At 70.4% G+C, this 19,464-nt stretch carries 9 protein-coding genes and 12 pseudogenes; 8 read left to right on the top strand and 13 right to left on the bottom strand.

Features of this window, described 5'->3' with window-relative positions:
• Positions 1 to 1,073 (top strand): annotated as a pseudogene (locus tag ABD794_RS00860) (cell division protein DivIVA); the annotation flags it as partial.
• A gap of 271 nt (positions 1,074 to 1,344) precedes the next feature.
• Here the strand turns inward: ABD794_RS00860 and ABD794_RS18445 are convergent.
• The 3 genes and pseudogenes from ABD794_RS18445 to ABD794_RS18435 form a co-directional block, all read right to left on the bottom strand.
• Entirely contained in the window at positions 1,345 to 2,193 is an 849-nt protein-coding gene (locus tag ABD794_RS18445) for a DUF5915 domain-containing protein (RefSeq protein WP_425585891.1), read from the bottom strand.
• 79 nt (positions 2,194 to 2,272) lie between these two features.
• Positions 2,273 to 2,869, bottom strand: a pseudogene (locus tag ABD794_RS18440) (class I tRNA ligase family protein); the annotation flags it as partial.
• On the bottom strand, positions 2,752 to 4,449 hold the full coding sequence (locus ABD794_RS18435; RefSeq protein ID WP_425585890.1) for an isoleucine--tRNA ligase: 1,698 nt from the start codon (positions 4,447 to 4,449) through the stop codon (positions 2,752 to 2,754). The gene ABD794_RS18435 and the pseudogene ABD794_RS18440, both read right to left, overlap by 118 nt.
• A 474-nt stretch (positions 4,450 to 4,923) precedes the next feature.
• On the opposite strand from ABD794_RS18435, the pseudogene ABD794_RS00850 reads away from it, so the two are divergent.
• The 5 genes and pseudogenes from ABD794_RS00850 to ABD794_RS00830 all read left to right on the top strand — a co-directional run bounded on the left by ABD794_RS00850 (position 4,924) and on the right by ABD794_RS00830 (position 9,645).
• Positions 4,924 to 5,839 (top strand): annotated as a pseudogene (locus ABD794_RS00850) (TraR/DksA family transcriptional regulator).
• Positions 5,840 to 5,944: 105 nt separating this feature from the next.
• Positions 5,945 to 6,523 carry a signal peptidase II gene (lspA, locus tag ABD794_RS00845; protein WP_344960361.1) on the top strand — a complete coding sequence of 193 codons (579 nt, stop codon included), beginning with the start codon at positions 5,945 to 5,947 and terminating at the stop codon, positions 6,521 to 6,523.
• A gap of 46 nt (positions 6,524 to 6,569) precedes the next feature.
• Positions 6,570 to 7,511 (top strand): RluA family pseudouridine synthase, encoded by a 942-nt coding sequence (locus ABD794_RS00840; RefSeq protein ID WP_344960360.1) that lies wholly within the window; start codon positions 6,570 to 6,572, stop codon positions 7,509 to 7,511.
• Positions 7,508 to 7,991 (top strand): annotated as a pseudogene (locus ABD794_RS00835) (GNAT family N-acetyltransferase). The gene ABD794_RS00840 and the pseudogene ABD794_RS00835 overlap by 4 nt, the downstream one beginning before the upstream one ends.
• A 60-nt stretch (positions 7,992 to 8,051) precedes the next feature.
• Positions 8,052 to 9,645, top strand: a pseudogene (locus ABD794_RS00830) (Na+/H+ antiporter).
• A gap of 42 nt (positions 9,646 to 9,687) precedes the next feature.
• On the opposite strand, the gene ABD794_RS00825 reads toward ABD794_RS00830, so the two are convergent.
• Positions 9,688 to 10,800 (bottom strand): mechanosensitive ion channel family protein, encoded by a 1,113-nt coding sequence (locus ABD794_RS00825; protein WP_344960359.1) that lies wholly within the window; start codon positions 10,798 to 10,800, stop codon positions 9,688 to 9,690.
• A 108-nt stretch (positions 10,801 to 10,908) separates the two neighbouring features.
• Between ABD794_RS00825 and ABD794_RS00820 the strand changes: the two genes are divergently transcribed.
• A complete protein-coding gene (locus ABD794_RS00820; RefSeq protein WP_344960358.1) occupies positions 10,909 to 11,496 on the top strand; it encodes a dienelactone hydrolase family protein in 588 nt (195 codons plus the stop codon).
• Between the two features lie 88 nt (positions 11,497 to 11,584).
• Here ABD794_RS00820 and ABD794_RS00815 read toward each other — a convergent pair.
• Together ABD794_RS00815 and tnpA are read right to left on the bottom strand one after the other, a co-directional pair.
• A pseudogene (locus ABD794_RS00815) lies at positions 11,585 to 11,755 on the bottom strand (alkaline phosphatase D family protein); the annotation flags it as partial.
• A 102-nt stretch (positions 11,756 to 11,857) separates the two neighbouring features.
• On the bottom strand, positions 11,858 to 12,286 hold the full coding sequence (tnpA, locus tag ABD794_RS00810; RefSeq protein ID WP_344960357.1) for an IS200/IS605 family transposase: 429 nt from the start codon (positions 12,284 to 12,286) through the stop codon (positions 11,858 to 11,860).
• Between the two features lie 52 nt (positions 12,287 to 12,338).
• Between tnpA and ABD794_RS00805 the strand changes: the two genes are divergently transcribed.
• A complete protein-coding gene (locus tag ABD794_RS00805) occupies positions 12,339 to 13,553 on the top strand; it encodes an RNA-guided endonuclease InsQ/TnpB family protein (protein WP_344960356.1) in 1,215 nt (404 codons plus the stop codon).
• Here the strand turns inward: ABD794_RS00805 and ABD794_RS00800 are convergent.
• The 7 genes and pseudogenes from ABD794_RS00800 to ABD794_RS00775 form a co-directional block, all read right to left on the bottom strand.
• A pseudogene (locus ABD794_RS00800) lies at positions 13,512 to 14,590 on the bottom strand (alkaline phosphatase D family protein). The gene ABD794_RS00805 and the pseudogene ABD794_RS00800 overlap by 42 nt on opposite strands.
• A gap of 89 nt (positions 14,591 to 14,679) precedes the next feature.
• Positions 14,680 to 15,021, bottom strand: a pseudogene (locus ABD794_RS00795) (PhoD-like phosphatase N-terminal domain-containing protein); the annotation flags it as partial.
• 287 nt (positions 15,022 to 15,308) lie between these two features.
• Positions 15,309 to 15,461, bottom strand: a pseudogene (locus ABD794_RS19255) (DUF7848 domain-containing protein).
• A gap of 1,216 nt (positions 15,462 to 16,677) precedes the next feature.
• Positions 16,678 to 17,463 (bottom strand): thioredoxin domain-containing protein, encoded by a 786-nt coding sequence (locus tag ABD794_RS00790; RefSeq protein WP_344960362.1) that lies wholly within the window; start codon positions 17,461 to 17,463, stop codon positions 16,678 to 16,680.
• 93 nt (positions 17,464 to 17,556) lie between these two features.
• Positions 17,557 to 18,230, bottom strand: a pseudogene (locus tag ABD794_RS00785) (hypothetical protein).
• A 93-nt stretch (positions 18,231 to 18,323) separates the two neighbouring features.
• Positions 18,324 to 19,151: pseudogene (locus tag ABD794_RS00780) on the bottom strand (thioredoxin domain-containing protein).
• Between the two features lie 35 nt (positions 19,152 to 19,186).
• A pseudogene (locus tag ABD794_RS00775) lies at positions 19,187 to 19,464 on the bottom strand (hypothetical protein); the annotation flags it as partial.

Below are 19,464 nucleotides of genomic sequence, written 5' to 3'. Positions count from 1 at the left end.
CGAGGACCTGCGCGCCAAGCTGGCGCGGCGACCCGTGCCGCGGCGCAGAACAGCAGCAGGGGATGCGCAAGCCGGAGCCGCAGGACCAGCGGACCGGTCCCGGGGCTCCCGTGCCCGCCGCCATATCCGGCCCGCAGCCGGTGCCGCCGAACCAGCAGCAGATGGGCGGCCCGCCGCAGTTGCCGGGCGGTGCCCCGCAGCTGCCGGCCGGGCCGGGCGGACACGGCCACGGTCCCCAGGGCCCGCACGGCGCGGGTCCCATGGGGCAGAACCCCATGGGCCAGAACGGCCCGATGGGCGGTCCGATGGGGCAGAACCCCATGGGCCAGGGCGGCCCCATGGGCGGTCCGATGGGCCAGGGCGGTCCCGGCCCCATGGGTCAGGGTGGTCCCGGGCCGATGGGTCAGGGCGGTCCGATGGGCGGCCCCGGTCCCCAGCTGCCCCAGCCGGGTCAGGGCCCGGGCGGCGACAGCGCGGCCCGCGTGCTCTCGCTCGCTCAGCAGACGGCCGATCAGGCGATCGCGGAGGCCCGCTCCGAGGCCAACAAGATCGTCGGCGAGGCCGCAGCCGTGCCGAGGGCCTGGAGCGGGACGCCCGCGCCAAGGCCGACGCGCTGGAGCGGGACGCGCAGGAGAAGCACCGCGTGGCGATGGGCTCGCTGGGAGTCCGCGCGCGCCACGCTGGAGCGCAAGGTCGAGGACCTGCGCGGCTTCGAGCGCGAGTACCGCACGCGGCTGAAGTCCTACCTGGAGAGCCAGCTGCGTCAGCTGGAGAACCAGGCGGACGACTCGCTGGCCCCGCCGCGCGCCTCCGGCGCGCCGTCGCTGCCGCCGGCCCCTCGATGAGCGGGTCCATGGCATCGGCCGGTGCGGGCATGGGCGGCCACAGCATGGGCGGCAACTCGTCCATGGGCAGCGGTCCGGGCCAGTCGGCGAACCCGTCGTACGGCGGGCAGCAGCAGATGTCGCCCGCGATGACGCAGCCGATGGCTCCGGTGCGGCCGCAGGGGCCGCAGCCGATGCAGGCGCCTTCGCCGATGCGTGGGTTTCCTGATCGACGAGGACGACAACTGACGGGCTGCGCCCTCTAGGGCGCTTGTCGTCGGGCAATGTGGGCCGGGCCCCTGGGAACTCCCAGGGCCCGGCCCGTTTGTGTGCCCGTGGCAGGGTGGTTGCTGTGGGGGGGGGTGCCCTGGCCCGCCCTTTCACCGTTTCTTCCGGGGCTCCGCCCCGGACCCCGCAACCGCGCTCCGCGCGGTTGTCCTCAAACGCCGGACGGGCTATCCAGCCCATCCGGCGTTTGAGGAACGTGAAAAGGTGCGGTTACGCCTTGCGGAGCGGAACGTCAGGACAGGGGCTCGTCCTCGAACGGAGCGCCGAACGTCGCGTCCGCCTCGCCCGTCGCGAAGTCCGTCGCCAGGACCTCGTCCGCGATGAGGGAGGAGTGGTCGGTCAGGGCCGTGCGGACTTCCTCGTCGGTGGACTGCCAGCGGAGGGCGATGCGGTCGGCGACGTCGAGGCCGCTGTTCTTGCGGGCCCCCTGGATGAGGCGGATCGCGTCGCGGGCCAGGCCGGCGCGGCGCAGCTCCGGGGTGATCTCCAGTCGAGGGCGACGGTCGCTCCCGAGTCGGAGGCCACCGACCAGCCCTCGCGCGGGGGTTTCGGTGATGATGACCCTCGTCGGGGGAGAGGGAGACCTGTTCGCGTCGACGACGACCGAGGCGTTGCCTTCGCGCAGGGCCAGGGAGAGGGACGCCGCGTCCGCGGGCGGCGACGGCCTTGGCCACCGCCTGGACGCCCTTGCCGAACCGCTTGCCCAGGGCACGGAAGTTGGCCTTGGCGGTGGTGTCGACCAGGGAGCCGCCCACCTCGGAGAGGAGGCCAAGGAGGAGACGTTGAGCTCCTCGGTGATCTGGGCGCGCAGTTCGGCGGAGAGGGACTCGAAGCCGGCGGCGGCGACCAGGGCGCGGGAGAGCGGCTGACGCGTCTTCACGCCGGACTCGGCGCGGGTGGCGCGGCCAGTTCGACCAGGCGGCGGACCCAGGGTCATCTGGCGCGACAGTTCCGGGTCGATCAGGGACGTGTCGGCGGTCGGCCAGGTGGACAGGTGGAACCGATTCCGGGGCGTCCGGGGCGACCGGGCGATCAGGTCCTGCCAGACCCGCTCGGTGATGAAGGGGACGAGCGGGGCCATCAGCCGGAGTGACCGTCTCCACGACCTCGTGGAGGGTGCGGAGCGCGGCGGCGTCGCCCTGCCAGAAGCGGCGGCGCGAGCGGCGGACGTACCAGTTGGACAGGTCGTCGACGAACGCGGACAGCAGCTTGCCGGCGCGCTGGGTGTCGTAGGCCTCCATGGCCTGGGTGACCTGGTCGGTGAGGGTGTTGAGCTCACCGAGCAGCCAGCGGTCCAGCAGGGGGGCGGTCGGCCGGGGACGGGTCGGCGGCGGAGGGGGACCAGCCGGCGGTGCGTGCGTAGAGGGCCTGAAGGCGACCGTGTTCCAGTAGGTCAGGAGGGTCTTCCTCACCACCTCCTGGATCGTGCCGTGGCCTACGCGGCGCGCGGCCCACGGGGAGCCGCCTGCCGCCATGAACCAGCGGACGGCGTCGGCGCCGTGCTGGTCCATCAGCGGGATCGGCTGGAGGATGTTGCCCAGGTGCTTGGACATCTTCCGGCCGTCCTCGGCGAGGATGTGGCCCAGGCAGACGACGTTCTCGTACGACGACTTGTCGAAGACGAGGGTGCCGACGGCCATCAGGGTGTAGAACCAGCCGCGGGTCTGGTCGATGGCCTCCGAGATGAACTGCGCCGGGTAGCGCTTCTCGAAGAGCTCCTTGTTCTTGTACGGGTAGCCCCACTGGGCGAACGGCATGGAGCCCGAGTCGTACCAGGCGTCGATGACCTCGGGGACGCGCGTCGCGGTCTGCCGGCAGGTGGGGCAGGGAAAGTGACGTCGTCGATGTACGGGCGGTGCGGGTCGAGGCCGCTCTGGTCGGTGCCGGTGAGCTCGGTGAGCTCGGCGAGGGAGCCGACGCAGGTGAGGTGGTCGTCCTCGCAGCGCCAGATGGGGAGCGGGGTGCCCCAGTAGCGGTTGCGGGACAGCGCCCAGTCGATGTTGTTGTTCAGCCAGTCGCCGAAGCGGCCGTGCTTGACGGAGTCCGGGAACCAGTTGGTCTTCTCGTTCTCCGCGAGCAGCTTGTCCTTGATGGCCGTGGTGCGGATGTACCAGGAGGGCTGCGCGTAGTAGAGCAGCGCCGTGTGGCAGCGCCAGCAGTGCGGGTAGCTGTGCTCGTACGCGACGTGCCGGAACAGCAGGCCGCGGGCGTCGAGGTCGGCGGTGAGCGCCTCGTCGGCCTTCTTGAAGAACTGGCCGCCGACGAGGGGGAGTTCTTCCTCGAAGGTGCCGTCGGCGCGGACCGGGTTGACGACCGGCAGGCCGTACGCGCGGCAGGTCTTGAGGTCGTCCTCACCGAAGGCCGGGGCCTGGTGGACGAGGCCGGTGCCGTCCTCGGTCGTCACGTACTCGGCGTTGACGACGTAGTTGGCGTTCTCGAGTTCGACCAGGTCGAAGGGGCGGCGGTACGCCCAGCGCTCCATCTCGCGGCCGGTGAAGGACTGCCCGGTGGCCGTCCAGCCCTCGCCGAGGGCCTTCTCCAGCAGCGGCTCGGCGACGACCAGCTTCTCGGCGCCGTCGGTGGCCACGACGTAGGTGACGTCCGGGTGCGCGGCGGCGGCGACGTTGGAGACCAGCGTCCACGGGGTCGTCGTCCAGACGAGGAGGGACGCCTCGCCGGCGAGCGGGCCGGAGGTCAGTGGGAAGCGGACGAAGACGGACGGGTCGACGACCGTCTCGTAGCCCTGGGCCAGCTCGTGGTCCGACAGGCCGGTGCCGCAGCGGGGGCACCAGGGGGCCACGCGGTGGTCCTGGACCAGCAGGCCCTTGTCGAAGATCTCCTTCAGCGACCACCAGACGCTCTGGACGTAGTCCGGGTCCATGGTGCGGTACGCGTCGTCCAGGTCCACCCAGTAGCCCATGCGGGTGGTCAGCTCGGAGAACGCGTCGGTGTGCCGGGTCACGGACTCGCGGCACTTGGCGTTGAACTCGGCGATGCCGTACGCCTCGATGTCCTGCTTGCCGGAGAAGCCGAGCTCCTTCTCGACGGCGAGCTCGACGGGGAGGCCGTGGCAGTCCCAGCCGGCCTTGCGGCCCACGTGGTAGCCCTGCATCGTGCGGAAGCGCGGGAAGACGTCCTTGAAGACGCGGGCCTCGATGTGGTGCGCGCCGGGCATGCCGTTCGCCGTGGGCGGGCCCTCGTAGAACACCCACTCGGGGCGGCCCTCGGACTGTTCGAGCGTACGGGCGAAGATCTTCTGCTCGCGCCAGAACTCGAGCACGGCGTGCTCCAGGGCGGGCAGATCGACCTGAGCGGGTACCTGGCGGTACTGCGTCATCGGCTTCCTCCGGCGGGACGGTTGTGCGCTGTCCGTCGGAGGGACGAGAGGCGCGTTGCTCGCTCCCGCGGTACCACCCTCCTTGGCCGCGGGCCGTATGGCCCCCGGCCCCCTCATTGGGGTCGCGATGCCGGTTCTACTGACCCTGTGCAGGGCGTTCTTCCGGCGGCTCCGGGCTGATCTTCGCGCCGCGCACACCCCCGGGCTCGCACCGTCCCCGGGTCGCTGATGGCTGCGTACGGCGTTACTGGTCCCTTCCACGCCTTTCGCTGAGCCCAGTGTACGGGGCGTGGCCCGTCCCGGCCGACCGGATATCGGCTCCGGCCGGCGCCCCGGTCCGCGCCTTCGGTTACGGGGCCGGGAGCGGGGCACAAGGGTGGGGACCGGCGTGCCCCGTTGCCGCGTGCCTTGGGGCGATTTATCGTTCCCGCACGATTCGCCCGCAAGATCATAAAATGTGAAGGGGTCGCGGCCATGGCGCAGGAATCCTCGAAGGGGGCGAAGGCGTGCGCGGCCGTGGCCGTGGCGGCGGCCGGCTCGGCGAAGAAGACCGTGACCAAGAAGGTGGCGTCGGCCAAGAAGGTGGCGTCCGGGGGTGCGGGCGCCGCGAAGGCGACCGCGGGTACGAAGAAGGCCGCGGAGAAGAAGGCTCCCGCGCAAAAGACCGCGGCCGGTGGTGCCGCGGCGCAGAAGACGGCACGGAAGACGGCAGTGAAGAAGACCACCGGGAAGAAGGCGGCGGGGACGGCGAAGGCCGCCGAGGCCGGGTCCGTGCCGGCGAAGTCCGCGGCCCCGGCCAAGGAAGCTCCGGCCAAGAAGGCCCCGGCGAAGAAGGCCGCAACCAAGAAGGCCGTGACCAAGAAGGCAGCGGCCGGGAAAGCCGCTCATGCCGGCAAGGCCGCGGCGGCGGGAGTCCCCGAGGAGACGGGAGTCGGGACCGTGGCTGTTGAGAAGACCGAGGACGTCCTCGCCAAGGTCCCCGCGGCGCGGGGAAAGGGGGAGCTGGCGGTGCGGCCGGGGGAGGAGCCGTGGACGGCCGCCGAGGTCGCCGAGGCCCGCGACGTCCCTGGAGGGCGAGGTGCGCCGGCTGAACGGCGAGATCCACACCGCCGAGGAGGCGGTCAGCGGGCTGATGCGGGACTCGGGCGACGGCGCGGGGGACGACCAGGCGGACACCGGGACGAAGAACATCGCGCGCGAGCACGAGCTGGCGCTCGCCGCCAACGCCCGCGAGATGCTGGACCAGACCGAGCGCGCGCTCGGCCGGCTGGACGCGGGCACGTACGGGCTCTGCGAGAACTGCGGCCGGCCCATCGGCAAGGCCCGTATGCAGGCGTTTCCCCGGGCGACGCTGTGTGTCGAGTGCAAGCAGCGGCAGGAACGTCGCTGACCCCGGAGGGGTGGCGTGCCGTACCCTCGTCATCGGCCGGGCAGTGCACCCGAGCCCCATCGGACACAGCAGTGCGCGGGCGACGGGCTGGAGCGAAGGACTCACGTGACAGAGGCGGAGCAGACCGGAAGGTCCACCGGTGCGCCGGGGGACGTCGAGGAGACCGGCGGGCCGGCGGCCGGCGGCGGTGCCCCCCGGGGCAGGCGCCGGATCGGCGTGCTGTTCTCGGTCGCGGTCTGCGCGTACCTCATCGACCTGCTGAGCAAGCTGGCCGTGGTGGCCAAGCTGGAGCACCACGACCCGGTCGAGCTCATCGGCACCTGGATGCAGTTCAACGTGATCCGCAACCGCGGCGCCGCCTTCGGCATCGGCGAGACGATGACCATCGTCTTCACGGTCATCGCCTCCGCGGTGATCGTGGTGATCGCCCGCATCGCCCGCAAGCTCTACAGCCTGCCCTGGGCCATCGCCCTGGGCATGCTGCTGGGCGGCGCGCTGGGCAACCTCACCGACCGGCTCTTCCGGGCGCCCGGCGGCTTCGAGGGCGGCGTGGTGGACTTCATCGCCGTCGGCCGCTTCCCGGTCTTCAACCTCGCCGACTCGGCGATCGTCTGCGGCGGTTTCCTCATCGTGATTCTCTCCTTCCGGGGGCTCGACCCGGACGGCTCGGTCCACCGGGACTGAACACCGTGGGTACGGGCCGTCCTCACCCGTCCTGCATACTCGACGGGTGAGCACCATTCCCGAGATCCGCGCCCTGCCCGTACCCGATGGTCTGGAGGGCGAGCGCGTCGACGCCGCCATCGCCCGTATGTTCGGGTTCTCCAGGACCAAGGCGGCCGAGCTCGCGGCCGCGGGCAAGGTCCAGCTCGACGGGGCCGAGGCCGGGAAGTCCGACCGGGTGACCGGCGGGGCCTGGCTCGAGGTCGAGATGCCGGCGCCGCCCGCGCCGGTGCAGGTCGTCGCCGAGCCCGTCGAGGGCATGGAGATCGTCCACGACGACGAGGACATCGTCGTCATCGTCAAGCCGGTCGGGGTGGCCGCGCATCCCAGCCCCGGCTGGACCGGCCCCACCGTGATCGGCGGCCTGGCCGCCGCCGGCTACCGGATCTCCACCTCCGGCGCCGCGGAGCGCCAGGGCATCGTGCACCGGCTGGACGTCGGCACCTCCGGCCTGATGGTCGTCGCCAAGTCCGAGCGCGCCTACTCCCACCTCAAGCACCAGTTCCGCGAGCGGATCACCGACAAGCGCTACCACGCGCTCGTCCAGGGCCACCCGGACCCGATGAGCGGGACGATCGACGCTCCCATCGGGCGGCACCCCAACCACGACTACAAGTGGGCCGTGATCGCCGACGGGAAGGCGTCCGTCACGCACTACGACCTCGTCGAGGCGTTCCGGGCCGCCAGTCTTCTGGACATCAAGCTGGAGACCGGGCGCACGCACCAGATCCGGGTGCACATGTCCGCCCACCGGCACCCCTGCGTCGGCGACCTCACCTACGGCGCCGACCCGACGCTGGCCAAGCGGCTGCGGCTGACCCGCCAGTGGCTGCACGCCGTGCGGCTCGGCTTCGAGCACCCCTCGGACGGCCGCTGGGTGGAGTTCGAGAGCGAGTACCCCGAGGACCTGCGGTACGCGCTGGAGACGGTGCGCGCGGAGAGCTCGTGAGCCGGGGCCCCGTGCAGACCTGGGTCGCCGGGGCGGACGAGCTGACGGACTGCTTCGCGGTCCGCCGCGAGGTGTTCGTCGGCGAGCAGCGGATCCCCGAGGCCGAGGAGCTGGAACGCCTACGACGCCGAGGCCGTCCATCTGTTGGCCGGAGGGGCGGACGGGGCCGCTCGGTGCGGTCCGCTTCCTGCACGGCGCGCCCGCGCGGCGCAAGTACGGCCGGGCCGGCGTGGACGACGACGTGACGGCCGTCCTCGGGCGGCTGGCCACGGTGCGCGCCGCGCGGGGGCACGGGTGTGGGGCGCCGCCCTGGTCCGGGCCGTCGAGGACGAGGCGCGGCGGCGCGGGCTGAAGCGGGTGTACCTGGAGGCCCAGACGCACGCGCTCGGCTTCTACGAGCGGCTGGGGTACACGGCCCACGGGCCGGAGTTCGACGAGGGCAGCGGGATCCCGCACCGGGCGATGACCAAGGAGCTGTAGCGCCCGTTCCGTGGCACGCTGAGGTGAACGACTGTTCCCCACGCGGCGCGGAGGGCACTCGTGGACCAGCTGGCCCTGCTGTTCGTCCTGCTGCTCGGGGCACTCGTGATGGTGCCGCTGGGGGACCGGCTGGGCCTGCCCTCGCCGGTGCTGATGACGCTGGGCGGGATCGTCCTCGCCCTGCTGCCGTTCGTACCGAACGTCGCCATCCCGCCGGAGTTCATCCTCCCGCTGGTGCTGCCGCCGCTGCTCTACGCCTCCGCCCAGCGCACCTCCTGGCGGCAGTTCGCGGCCAACCGGCGGCCGATCTTCCTGCTGGCGGTCGCGCTCGTCTTCGTCACCACCGCCGCGGTCGCCGCCGTGGCCAACGCCATCGTGCCGGGGATCTCGCTCGCCGCGGCCGTGGCGCTGGGCGCGCTCGTCGCCCCGCCCGACCCCGTCGCCGCGACGGCCGTCGCGGGCTCCCTGGGGCTGCCGCGCCGGCTGGTCTCCATCCTGGAGGGCGAGGGGCTCTTCAACGACGTCACCGCCATCGTGCTCTACCACGTGGCCATTGCGGCAGCCGTCAGCGGCGGCTTCTCGCTGCCGAGGGCGGTCGGCGAGCTGGTGTTCTCCGCCGTGGTGGCCGTCGCGGTCGGCCTGCTGCTCGGCTGGGGCACGAAGCGGCTGATGGACGTCCTCGGCGACGCGACGCTCCAGATCGGGCTCACGCTGCTGGTGCCGTTCGTCTCCTACGTCCTCGCCGAGGAACTCAAGGGCTCCGGGGTGCTCGCGGTGCTCACCACCGCGCTCTTCCTCGCCGAGTTCGCGACCGACGCCGACGACGTCCTGGGCCGGCTCGCCGGGCACACCTTCTGGGAGGTCGTCGACACCCTCGTCACCGGCGTCGCCTTCGGCCTCGTCGGCCTCGAACTGCACAACGCCATCGGCACCGCCGCGGGCCGCTGGGGCGAGATGCTCGGCATCGGCGTCGTCGTCGCGGCCGTCGTGGTCGGCGTGCGGCTGCTGTGGCTGCTGCCCGCCGCCTGGCTGGCCAAGAGGCTGCACAAGGGCCGTGACGTCGACGAGGAGATCCTGACGAACTGGCGCGAGACCCTCGTGATGTGGTGGTCCGGGATGCGCGGCGTGGCCTCCGTGGCCCTCGCCCTGGCCGTCCCGCTGACCACGGCCGACGGCTCGCCCTTCCCGGCCCGCGACGAGATCCTCTTCATCGCCTTCGCCGTCATCATGGCCACGCTCGTCGTCCAGGGCCTGACGCTGCCCCGGCTGGTCAAGCTGCTCGGGGTGCGCTCCGACTCCGACTGGACCCGGGAGCTGGAGCGCCAACTGGCCATCCGCGCCGCCAAGGCGGCCAGGCACCGGCTGCTGGAGATCGAGCGGGAGGAGGAACTCTCCGAGGACCTGATGGAGATGCTGCACCGGCGGGCCTACGACATCGGCGCCCGCATCAGTCCCGAGATGGTCGACGACGAAACGGCGCGAGGCCCACGCCCAGCGCGTCCAGCGGCTGCGCACCATCCAGCGCATCCAGGGCGATCTGCTCTCGGCGGCGCGGCACGCGGTGCTCGACGCGCGCAGCGAGCCGTGGATGGACCCGGAGGTCGTCGACCGGGTGCTGCGGCAACTGGACGTCCGTTCCCTCAGGGGCATGTGATCCGGGGCGTGTGCTTTTTTGGCGAGGGTGTGTGACCCGGTCTCACACCGGTCCCGGGCCCGGGCCGATGTCCTCCGACGTCGGCGGGGTCTGCCGGCGGTCCGGCGCGTCGGCCCGGCCCGGAGCGGGCGCGGTGTTGACGCGCGGCAGCGCGTACGGGTGCTCGCGCCACAGCCACTCCACAAGTCGCTCGCGCACCAGGCAGCGCAGGGTCCAGATGTCGTCGGCGTCCCGGGCCGTCACCAGGGCCCGTACCAGGAGGGTGGTCGGGGTGGTGTCCGTGACGACCAGGCTCCAGGCCCGCCCGTCCCACTCCGGGGCGTCCTTCACGATCTGATGCAGCCGGTCGCGCAGCAGGTCGAGCGGGGTGGAGTGGTCCAGGTGGAGGAAGACCGTGCCCGTCATGCGGGGGTTGCCGCGCGACCAGTTCTCGAAGGGCCGGCCGGTGAAGTACGAGACCGGCATGGTGATCCGGCGCTCGTCCCAGGTGGTCACCACGATGTAGGTGAGCGTGATCTCCTCGACGGTGCCCCACTCGCCGCCGACCACCACCGTGTCGCCGATGCGGACCATGTCGCCGAAGGCGATCTGCAGCCCCGCGAAGAGGTTGCCCAGCGTGGACTGGGCGGCCACGCCGGCCACGACGCCGATCAGCCCGGCCGAGGCCAGGACGGACGTGCCGACGGCGCGCATGCCGGGCAGGGTCAGCAGCATCGCGGCGAGGGCGACGACGCAGATCGCCGCAGTGACGATTCTGCGGATCAGCGTGACCTGCGTCCGGACCCGGCGCATCCGGGCGGCGTCGCGGTCGCCCGCGGCGTAGCGCGCGTACCCCGCCTCGACGACGGCGGTGGCCACGCGGACCGCGAGCCAGGCGCAGGCGCCGATCAGGGCCAGGTTCAGCAGCCGCCCGGCCGGGTCCTCGTACCCGCCGGCGAGCCCGGCGGAACCGAGGCCGGCGCGCAGCAGCGCCGCGCACAGGACCAGGCGCAGGGGCGTCCGGCAGCGGCGCAGCAGCCGCCACAGCGGGGCTTCGGGGTGGTGCTCGGCGATGCCGCGCACCGTGCGGTCGGCGGCCCAGCCGACCAGCATCGTGACGAGAACGGCCCCGGCGACGACCGCGAGCGGACGCAGCACGTCCTCCGCCATGGGCATCAGCTCCTTCCGGCGTCCGGCCGGGGCGCGCCCCCTTCGACCGTAGCTGGCACGATGGAGGCCACGCGATCCGATCCGGCGCGTATCCACTGCAAGGAAGTGACTCCGGTGGCGTCTCCTACCACGATTGTTCTGTTCCATTCGGCGTACGGCCTGCGGCCGGCCGTCCACGCCGCGGCCGAGCGGCTGCGCGGTGCCGGGTACGAGGTGCACGTCCCCGACCTCTACGAGGGGCGTACGGCGGAGACCGTCGAGGACGGGATGGCGATCAAGGAGGAGATCGGCCGCGAGGAGCTGCTCCGCCGCGCGATCACCGCGGCGGCGCCGCTGTCGGAGCGGGGGCTGGTGTACGCCGGGTTCTCGCTGGGCGGGTCGATCGCGCAGAACCTCGCGCTGGGGGACGAACGGGCGCGGGGGCTGCTGCTCTTCCACGGGACGTCGGACCTGGCGGACGACGCGTCGGTGGACGAACTGCCGGTGCAGCTGCATGTCGCGGATCCGGATCCGTTCGAGCCGCACGACTGGCTGAACGCGTGGTACCTGCGGATGGGGCGGGCGGGGGCGGATGTGGAGGTGCACCGGTATGGGGGTGCGGGGCATTTGTTCACGGACGAGGGGCTGGCGGATTTTGACGGGGAGGCGGCGGAGAGGGCTTGGAGGGTGGCGTTGGGGTTTTTGGAGGATGTGGCCAGCTGATCGCCGGGGGAGTTTTCCCCTGTCCCACCCCTTTGGGCGAAGCATTCAAGCGCCGGACGGGCTGATCGGCCCGTCCGGTGCCGGACAGTCACCCCACCGGCGACTTCGTCCGTTCCACTCGCTGTGTCCCGGACAGTGTCCGATACGAACGCGCCCACGACGCCGCCGACTTCCGGTCCCGCTTGTCCTTCAGGACGTAGTAGTCCATCTGCGTCCGCTCCGTCGTCACGTCCAGGACGCCGTAGCCGTGGGAGTCCATCCCTGATCTTGCGTGGGTATCCCCGGCTTCAGCCGGGGAGGGAACGCATCCTTGGCCCGGAGCCGGGCAGCGGCGGAGTTCGCCGCGTCTCTTCGGTGACGGTCAGGTAGGCCGCTTCTGGCTCTCGATGTACTGACGGACGGTGCTGAGTGGTGCACCGCCGCACGATCCGGCGAAGTAGGAGCGGGACCAGAACGCGGAGCCCAGTCCGATGCGGTTGATGCGGTCTGTGTACTCGGCGCGCAGATAGCGGGAGCTGACGCCCTTCAAGCTGTTGATCAGTTTGGACAGGGCCACCTTCGGTGGGTAGCGCACGAGCAGGTGGACGTGGTCGCGTTCGCCGTTGAACTCCTTCAGCTCCGTCTCGAAGCTGCCGCACACCTCCCGCATGATCTCCTCGCACCGTTTCAGCATGGCGTCATCGAAGACGTCCTTGCGGTACTTGGTGACAAACACCAAGTGTGCGTGGAGGTTGTAGGATACGTGGCGGCCGGTGCGGATATCGGGGTTTGTTTCCCAGCGCGGTGACATACGCCAAGGGTAGTATGCTCAGGCGAGCCGGCGTGGGAAGGGGGTGGGCCGGATGATCCGTGCGTACAAGTTCCTCATGCGGCCCACCGTGGGCCAGGCGGCAGCACTCGGCGAGATGCTGCGTGATCACTGTTCGCTCTACAACGGGGCGTTGCAGGAACGCCGCGACGCCTACCGGCACACCTCCAGGACCTCGGTCAAGTACGGGCATCAGTCCGCCCAGCTCAAGGAGATCCGGGCCTTCGACCCGGACCGTCAAGGCCGCTGGTCGTTCTCGTCCCAGCAGGCGACCTTGCGCCGCCTGGACAAGGCGTTCGCCGCGTTCTTCCGGCGCGTGAAGGCCGGCGAGAAGCCGGGCTACCCCAGGTTCCGGGGCGTGAACTGGTTCGACACGGTGGACTTCCCCAGGAACGGTGACGGCTGCCGCTGGGACTCCACTCCGCACGACCCCGTCACCCGCGTCCGCCTCCAGGGCGTCGGTCACGTCAAGGTCAACCAGCACCGGCCCGTGGTCGGCAAGGTCAAGACCGTGTCCGTCAAGCGCGAAGGCCGACGCTGGTACGTCATCCTGACCGCCGAACAGACCGAGCCCGAACCGCTGCCCGCGACCGGCAGCGTGGTCGGCATCGACATGGGCATAGTCAACTTCCTCGCCACCTCCAACGGCGAATTCGTCCCCAGCCCACGTCACGGCCGGAAGGCCGCCGCGAAGCTCGAAGCCGCACAGCGGGCCCTCGCCCGCTTCCCCCGCGTCCGCCGGGACAAGCGCACCAAGAACCACCAGTGCGCCGTCCAGCGCGTTGCCGACCTGCACCGCAAGGTCCGCCGCCAACGCCTCGACCACGCCCACAAGACCGCCCTTGACCTCGTTCGTGAGCACGACTTCATCGCGCACGAAGACCTCAAGATCCGCAACATGGTCAAGGCCCCCGCACCCAAGCCCGACCCCGAACAGCCAGGCAGCTTCCTGCCCAACGGGGCCGCGGCGAAGGCCGGACTCAACCACTCGATCTCGGACGCCGGATGGGGGGTGTTCCTGACGATCCTGCACGCCAAGGCTGAAAGTGCCGGACGGGAAGTGATCGCCGTGGACCCCCGCAACACCTCCCGGACCTGCCCCGCATGCGGGCACGTCGCAGCGGAGAACCGGCCCACCCAGGAGAAGTTCCACTGCGTCTCGTGCGGCCACAGCACGCACGCGGACACGGTGGGCGCTGTGAACGTTCTACGGGCCGGGCTGGTCCGTCGCGACGCCAACCCGGCATAGCGAGAAGCCCCCGGCTTCAGCCGGGGGAGGAGTCACGTCGACCCACTTCACGTGCCGGTTCGCGGCCTTGATGGCGGTGGCGGCCGGGAGGGCGTGCAGTGTGTCGTCGAGGTTATCGGCGGTCACCGAGGTGACGACGAACTCGGTGGCCACTGAACGCGACAGCGGGTACGTCGCGGCCTTCGCTGGGACGTCGTTGGCCCAGGCCATGTGGATGTCCCCGGTCAGGAAGACCGTGTTGCGGATGCCCGGCCGGTGAGGTGTCCCAGCAGTTCGTGCCGGTCGTGCGTATAGCCGTCCCATTGGTCGGAGTTGACGGTGATGCCGTCCCCGGGTAGGCCCAGCAGTTTGGCGAGCGGACGGAGGAGGTTGGCCGGCATGGCGCCGAAGGCGACGGGTGCCATCATCACGGGGTTGCCGACGAGCCGCCAGGTGGTGTCTGAGGCGGCCAGGCCTGCCTTGAGCCAGTCCAGTTGGGCCCGTCCGGTGAGGGGGCGGGAGGCGTCGTCCACCGCGCCGCTGCCCGACTTCACCTGCTGTGAGCGGTAGGAGCGCAGGTCCAGCAGGTGCAGGTCGGCCAGGCGGCCGAAGCGCAGGTGGCGGTGGGTGGTGCCGACGACGGAGGGGCGGACGGGCATCCACTCGAAGTACGCCTGCTTGGCAGCGGCCATGCGGGCCGTCCAGTCGCCCTCGGCGCCGGGCGTGTGGTTGGTGGCCCCGCCCGGCCACGCGTTGTCGGCGAACTCGTGGTCGTCTCAGATGGCGACCATCGGCAGCGCGTGGTGCAGTGCCTGGAGGTCGGGGTCGGTCTTGTAACGGCCGTGCCGGTCGCGGTAGTCGGCGAGCGTGACGATCTCGTGCTCGGGCTCGTGCTTGCGCACGACGTACTTGGCGGCGGGATACTCGCCGGACCGGTACTCGTAGATGTAGTCGCCCAGGTGCAGCACCGCGTCCAGGTCGCGGCGGGCCGTGAGGTGGCGGTACGCGGAGAAGTGGCCCGACTCCCAGTTGGTGCAGGAGACGACGCCGAAGCGCAGCCCGTCCGGCGTCGCGTCGGGGGCGGGTCGGTCCGCGTGCGGGCGGTGGGGGAGACGGCGCCGTCGGCCGCGAAGCGGTAGAAGTAGCCGGTGGCCGGGCGCAGTCCGCGGACGTCGGCCTTGACGGTGTGGTCGGAGGTGGCCGTCGCGGTGACGGTGCCGGTGGCGGCGATCCGACGGAAGCCGGAGTCCTCGGCCACCTCCCAGGTGACCGTCACATCGGGCCCGCGGCCCGAGCCGGGAGTGGCGTCCGGGGCGGATGTGACGCGCGTCCACAGCAGGACGCCGTCGGGCAACGGGTCGCCGGAGGCGACGCCGTGGAGGAAGACGGGCCGGTCACCGTCGGCTGCGCGGTCCGGGGAGACGCCCAGCAGCGTCGCCGTCGCTGCGGCGGAGGTGACGAGGGTGCGGCGGGATATGGGGAGATTCACGGGCGATTACCTTAACGCTTTGGTAATGCCCGGGTAATGTGGGGGCGGGAGACGGCCGCACAGGTCACCTTCTTGACGCCTGGTCACTTCGCGCCTGTGCAATAGGAGGAGTAGAGAGACGGCCGGACCTGACCTGTTCTGCGCTCACCTCACCATCCTCGGCGATGAATGCAGAGCGTGAAGCTGCCCCCGCCGGAGCCTGGTGGGGGGGCCGGATCCCTGCCGGGTTGCTGGTCGTCCTCACCTGACGGGGGGAGCAGCTGAGGCAGGTGTCTGCTGGGCGTTCGTCACCTCGCGAGGGTGGCCCTCCAGAATCGGTGGATGATATCGCGGTACCGGGTGTGGGAGGGGTGACGTCCGGCGTGGCGGAATACCCAGTCGCGTACTTATTCGAATTCTTCATTGGCTCCGGAGAGGGCTCCGCAGGTGGTGCACTCCAACTCGTGGATGACATTTGGGGCTTCTGACGCCGCTTCGGGGGGCGATGGCCCAGTCAGCGAACCGGATCACGGTGTGTGCGCTCACTTGCCCCACCTCGGTTGGTCGTTCGCGGTCTTCACCTTAGCGCTGAGGGCTTCTTCAAGGGTCGCCGAACGAATCGCGTTTGGCTTGGCGTCCCACTCCAACCCGCCGTGTGGCGGGCGAAGTTGGATGAGATTGCGGTCGCGTTCCATCACTTGTCCGATCTTGTTGCCTCAGCAGGAGTAGTTGAACCCGGGGCCAGTCAACTCCAACATCAAGAGGAATAGTTGGTGCATCCGTGCAGGGCAGATGCCGTCCGGCAGCCCGACAGTCCCTCCGTCAGCACTGAGGTAATCGCTGGCTGGTGGGATGGCTAGGCAGTTTGATCAGGCTGCCGGAACGGATCTGCGAAGTTTTTATCGGCGGCGCGTATCCGGATCCACATGCAAATAGCCCCTTGTGGGTGCCGGCCGGACCGCCTCGGCGTTCTGGGTCGAAAACGCGCCCGGCGGTTCGCGCTCGTGTCTCCGCTGACTCCGCCATTATTATTTTCACCGCAGCGACATGTGAAAGTTGCCTCCAAATTCGCTGGCGGTGTCATTGGCAGGACGTCGTCCATGTCGAAGGTGCCCGGACTAAGGCCAAGCGTCTGGTCGGCCGCAGAGTCGCCGAACTCGAATAGTCAACCGTGATTCCGGCAGAGTTTTGGCTGAAATGAGATCGCCGACATGTCTAGTTGCTCGATAGTGTGTTCGGTGTTGTTGTAGTGGAAATTAAAGCAGGGAGGAAATGTGCGGTCGTCGCTGAGTCGGCGGGCGGTAACCGGTGCTTGTGCTGCACTGCTTGCCGTGGGTATTGGTATCTCGACAGCACCCAGTGCCAGTGCTGATGCCCAGTCCCCTACGGGTGGATGGTGCGCGCCAATAAGCGAGAAGAAAAATGGATGGTACTTCTCTTGGCAGAAGTGGGTTTACAAGCATGACTACAAGTTTGCGAGATGGATCGTAACTAAGCCCAATGGTACGGGCTATACGTGGGATGCTGGCCCTTGCTGACTGATTCCGGGGGCTGGGTGAGCGTGCGTATCAGCTCGCGGAGTTTGATCAGGTGATGTCGCGGGTGGACTGGACTCGGCTTTCGGGTCCAGCCCACCCGCAACGCTTATTGCTTCCCTGTGCTGAATTCTATTTTGCGCTACTTCTTGCGCGGGCCAAATTCGGCGTCGATCACGGCGGTGAACTGCTTCGACATGATCGGAGGGTTCTCCGTGCCCGGCACGGTCAGCTGCTTCTTGTTGTGGACGAGGGCCGGGGTGCCCTTCACGCCGTCTTTGCCCATGAGCTTGCCGAGCTCCAGCGCCCAGCGGTCGAAGATGTGGTCCTTGAGGTTCTTCTCGAAGTCCTTGTTGCCCTTGAGGGCCGGGACCTGCTGGGCGATGTCGAGGAGCTTCTTGTCGTCGGCGAAGGCGTCGTCCGTCTCCTCGGGGTGGTTGCGCTTGGAGTACAGTGCCTCCTTGTAGTCGAGGAACGCTTCGCTGCTGACGTCGAGAGCCGCGCCCAGCGCGCTGACGGCGTTCTTCGAACCCGTGCCCTTGATGGCGGGGTTGTCGTCGAGGAAGTTGGCGATCACGAAACGGACCTTGTAGCGGCCGTCCTTGACGTCCTCGCGGAGCTTCTTGCCCGAATTCTGCTCGAAGGCCGAGCACATCGGGCAGCGCGGGTCCTCGTAGACGGTGAGCGTCTCCTTGGCGTTCTTGTCGCCGATGACGAGCTCGGTGCCGTTCTCGCCCGAGGTGCCGGCCGGCTTCACGAGCGGCTTGCTCGCGGCGGCCTGCCAGGGGCCGTCCTCGGTCTTGTTCATCTGCGTCACGGCGTAGGCGATACCGCCCGCGACGGCGAGGACGACGACGAGGGAGCCCGCGACCAGCAACTGGCGGCGGGTCTTGTCCTTCTTCGCCTGGCGCTCGCGCTCGGCGCGCAGCCGGTCGCGCGCGGCCTGCTTGTTTCTGGGCGTTTGTTGCGGTTGCTCATGATGTCTTCTCCGGGTGGTGTACGGGGGTTGGGGACCTCTTGCTCAGGCGGTGAGCGCCGGAGGAGGTCCGCGCCGTACGACGGAGTGCACGAGCAGGGGAAGCGCGGGCGCGGGGAGAGCGTCGCGCGCGGGGCGCACGATCGCCCCGCCGGGCTGCAGGGCCGCGCCCAGTGCGGCGGCCGCCAGCAGCAGCGGGCGGAACGCGAAGGAGGCCACCGCGCGCAGCAGCCGGGCCACGGCCACCTCGCCGCGGCGCAGCCAGGCGGCGGCCAGCAGGCCGACGGCCACGTGGCCGGCGAGCAGCAGCCAGGGGAGCGCCGAATCCAGCGTCCCCACGGTGTCCCGGCCCGCGGCCATGCGGGCCAACGGGGTGCCGACCTCGCCGCCGCGGCAGACGAGGTCGATGCCCATGGAGCGCAGCGGGCCGGCGACCGGGCCGCCCGCCGCTCCGTAACAGGCGTGCTGACCGGTGGTGAAGACGGTGTCCGCGGCCAGCTCCAGCGGGACCAGCAGCCCGGCTATGTGCCAGAAGCCCCGCTCACGGCCGGCCAGCGCGTAGGCGACCGCGAAGAACGCGGCCGACAGCAGGGCGACGGTGGACACCGGCAGTGGCAGCCGGGTGAGCAGGACGTGGGGAGGCGGCGGAGAGGGTCACGCACAATGCAGGTGAACAGCCCGGCGCGCAGCGCCCGCAACCGAACTCCCGTCCCCCTCATAACCGGGAAGTGTGCCACGACACGCCGTAATTGTCGTGTCAAGATTCGGCATCACTCGGGGGACGGGAGTCCGGTCGCGGACGGATCAGCGCATCACTTGAGCCGGGCGTTCACCGCCGAGGTGAACTGCTCGCCCGTCATCGGCGGGTTCTCGCTCCCCTCGGCCGTCAGCTTCTTGCCGTCCAGCTTGATGGTGGGGTGTGCCGGTGATGTCCTTGTTCTTGTCGAACGCGTCGGACATACTCCAGGGCCCACTTGTCGAAGGTGCCGTCCTTGACGTTCTTCTCGAAGTCCTTGTTGCCCTTGAGGGCCGGGACCTGCTGGGCGATCTTCAGCAGGTAGTCGTCCCTTCGCGAAGTCGTCCTTGGTCTCCTCGGGGTGGTTCTCCTTGGCGTAGAGCGCCTTGTTGTACTCGGCGAACGCCTCCGGGCTGACATTCAGCGCGGCGCCCACGGCGCTGAGGGCGTTCTTGGCGCCGGTGCCGCCCATGTTCCGGTCGAGGAAGGCGCCGATGTGGTACGAGACCTTGAACTTGCCGTCCTTGACGTCCTTGTCGATCGTCGGGCCGACGTTCTGCTCGAAGACGGAGCAGATCGGGCAGCGCATGTCCTGGTAGACCTCCAGGGTGTGCTTGGCCTTCTTGTCGCCGATGACGATCTCGGTGCCGTTCTCGCCGGTCGTGTTGGCCGGCTTGACGAGGGTCTTCTTGGCGGCGGCCGTCCACTCCGCGTTGCTGCCGCTGCCGCCGCCCCAGCTGGGTCACGGCGAAGGCGATGCCGCCCGCGACGGCCAGGACGCCGACGAGCGAGCCGCCGACGACCAGTTGGCGGCGGGTCTTCGCCTTCTTCGCCTCGCGCTCGCGCTCGGCCTTCAGCCGCTCGCGGCGGACTGCTTGTTCTCCCAGGTGTTGCGCTTGCTCATGGTGGTACCGCTCCGTGCTCGATGGGTCTTCCGGGTCAGGCGAGGACGGGCACGGCGGGTGGCCCGCGCCGGACGACGGAGTGGAGCAGCGGTGGCCCGGACGGGGCCGCCGGGCGGCGGACGGGGAGGACGGCCCGGTCCTGCGGGGCCCGGGCCGGCACGGCCCCGAGGGCCGGGAGCAGCGGCCGGAAGGCGGCCGCCGCGGCCGCGAGCAGCAGCCGGACCAGGGCCCGCTCGCCCCGGGCGAGCCAGGCGGCGGCGAGCAGTCCGACGGCGAGGTGGCCGGCGAGCAGCAGCCAGGGCGCGGCGCCCG

The sequence above is a fragment of the Streptomyces thioluteus genome (assembly GCF_039535865.1).
The sequence above is the reverse complement of the archived record's forward strand: the minus strand, read 5'-3'. Positions and strand labels throughout refer to the sequence as shown.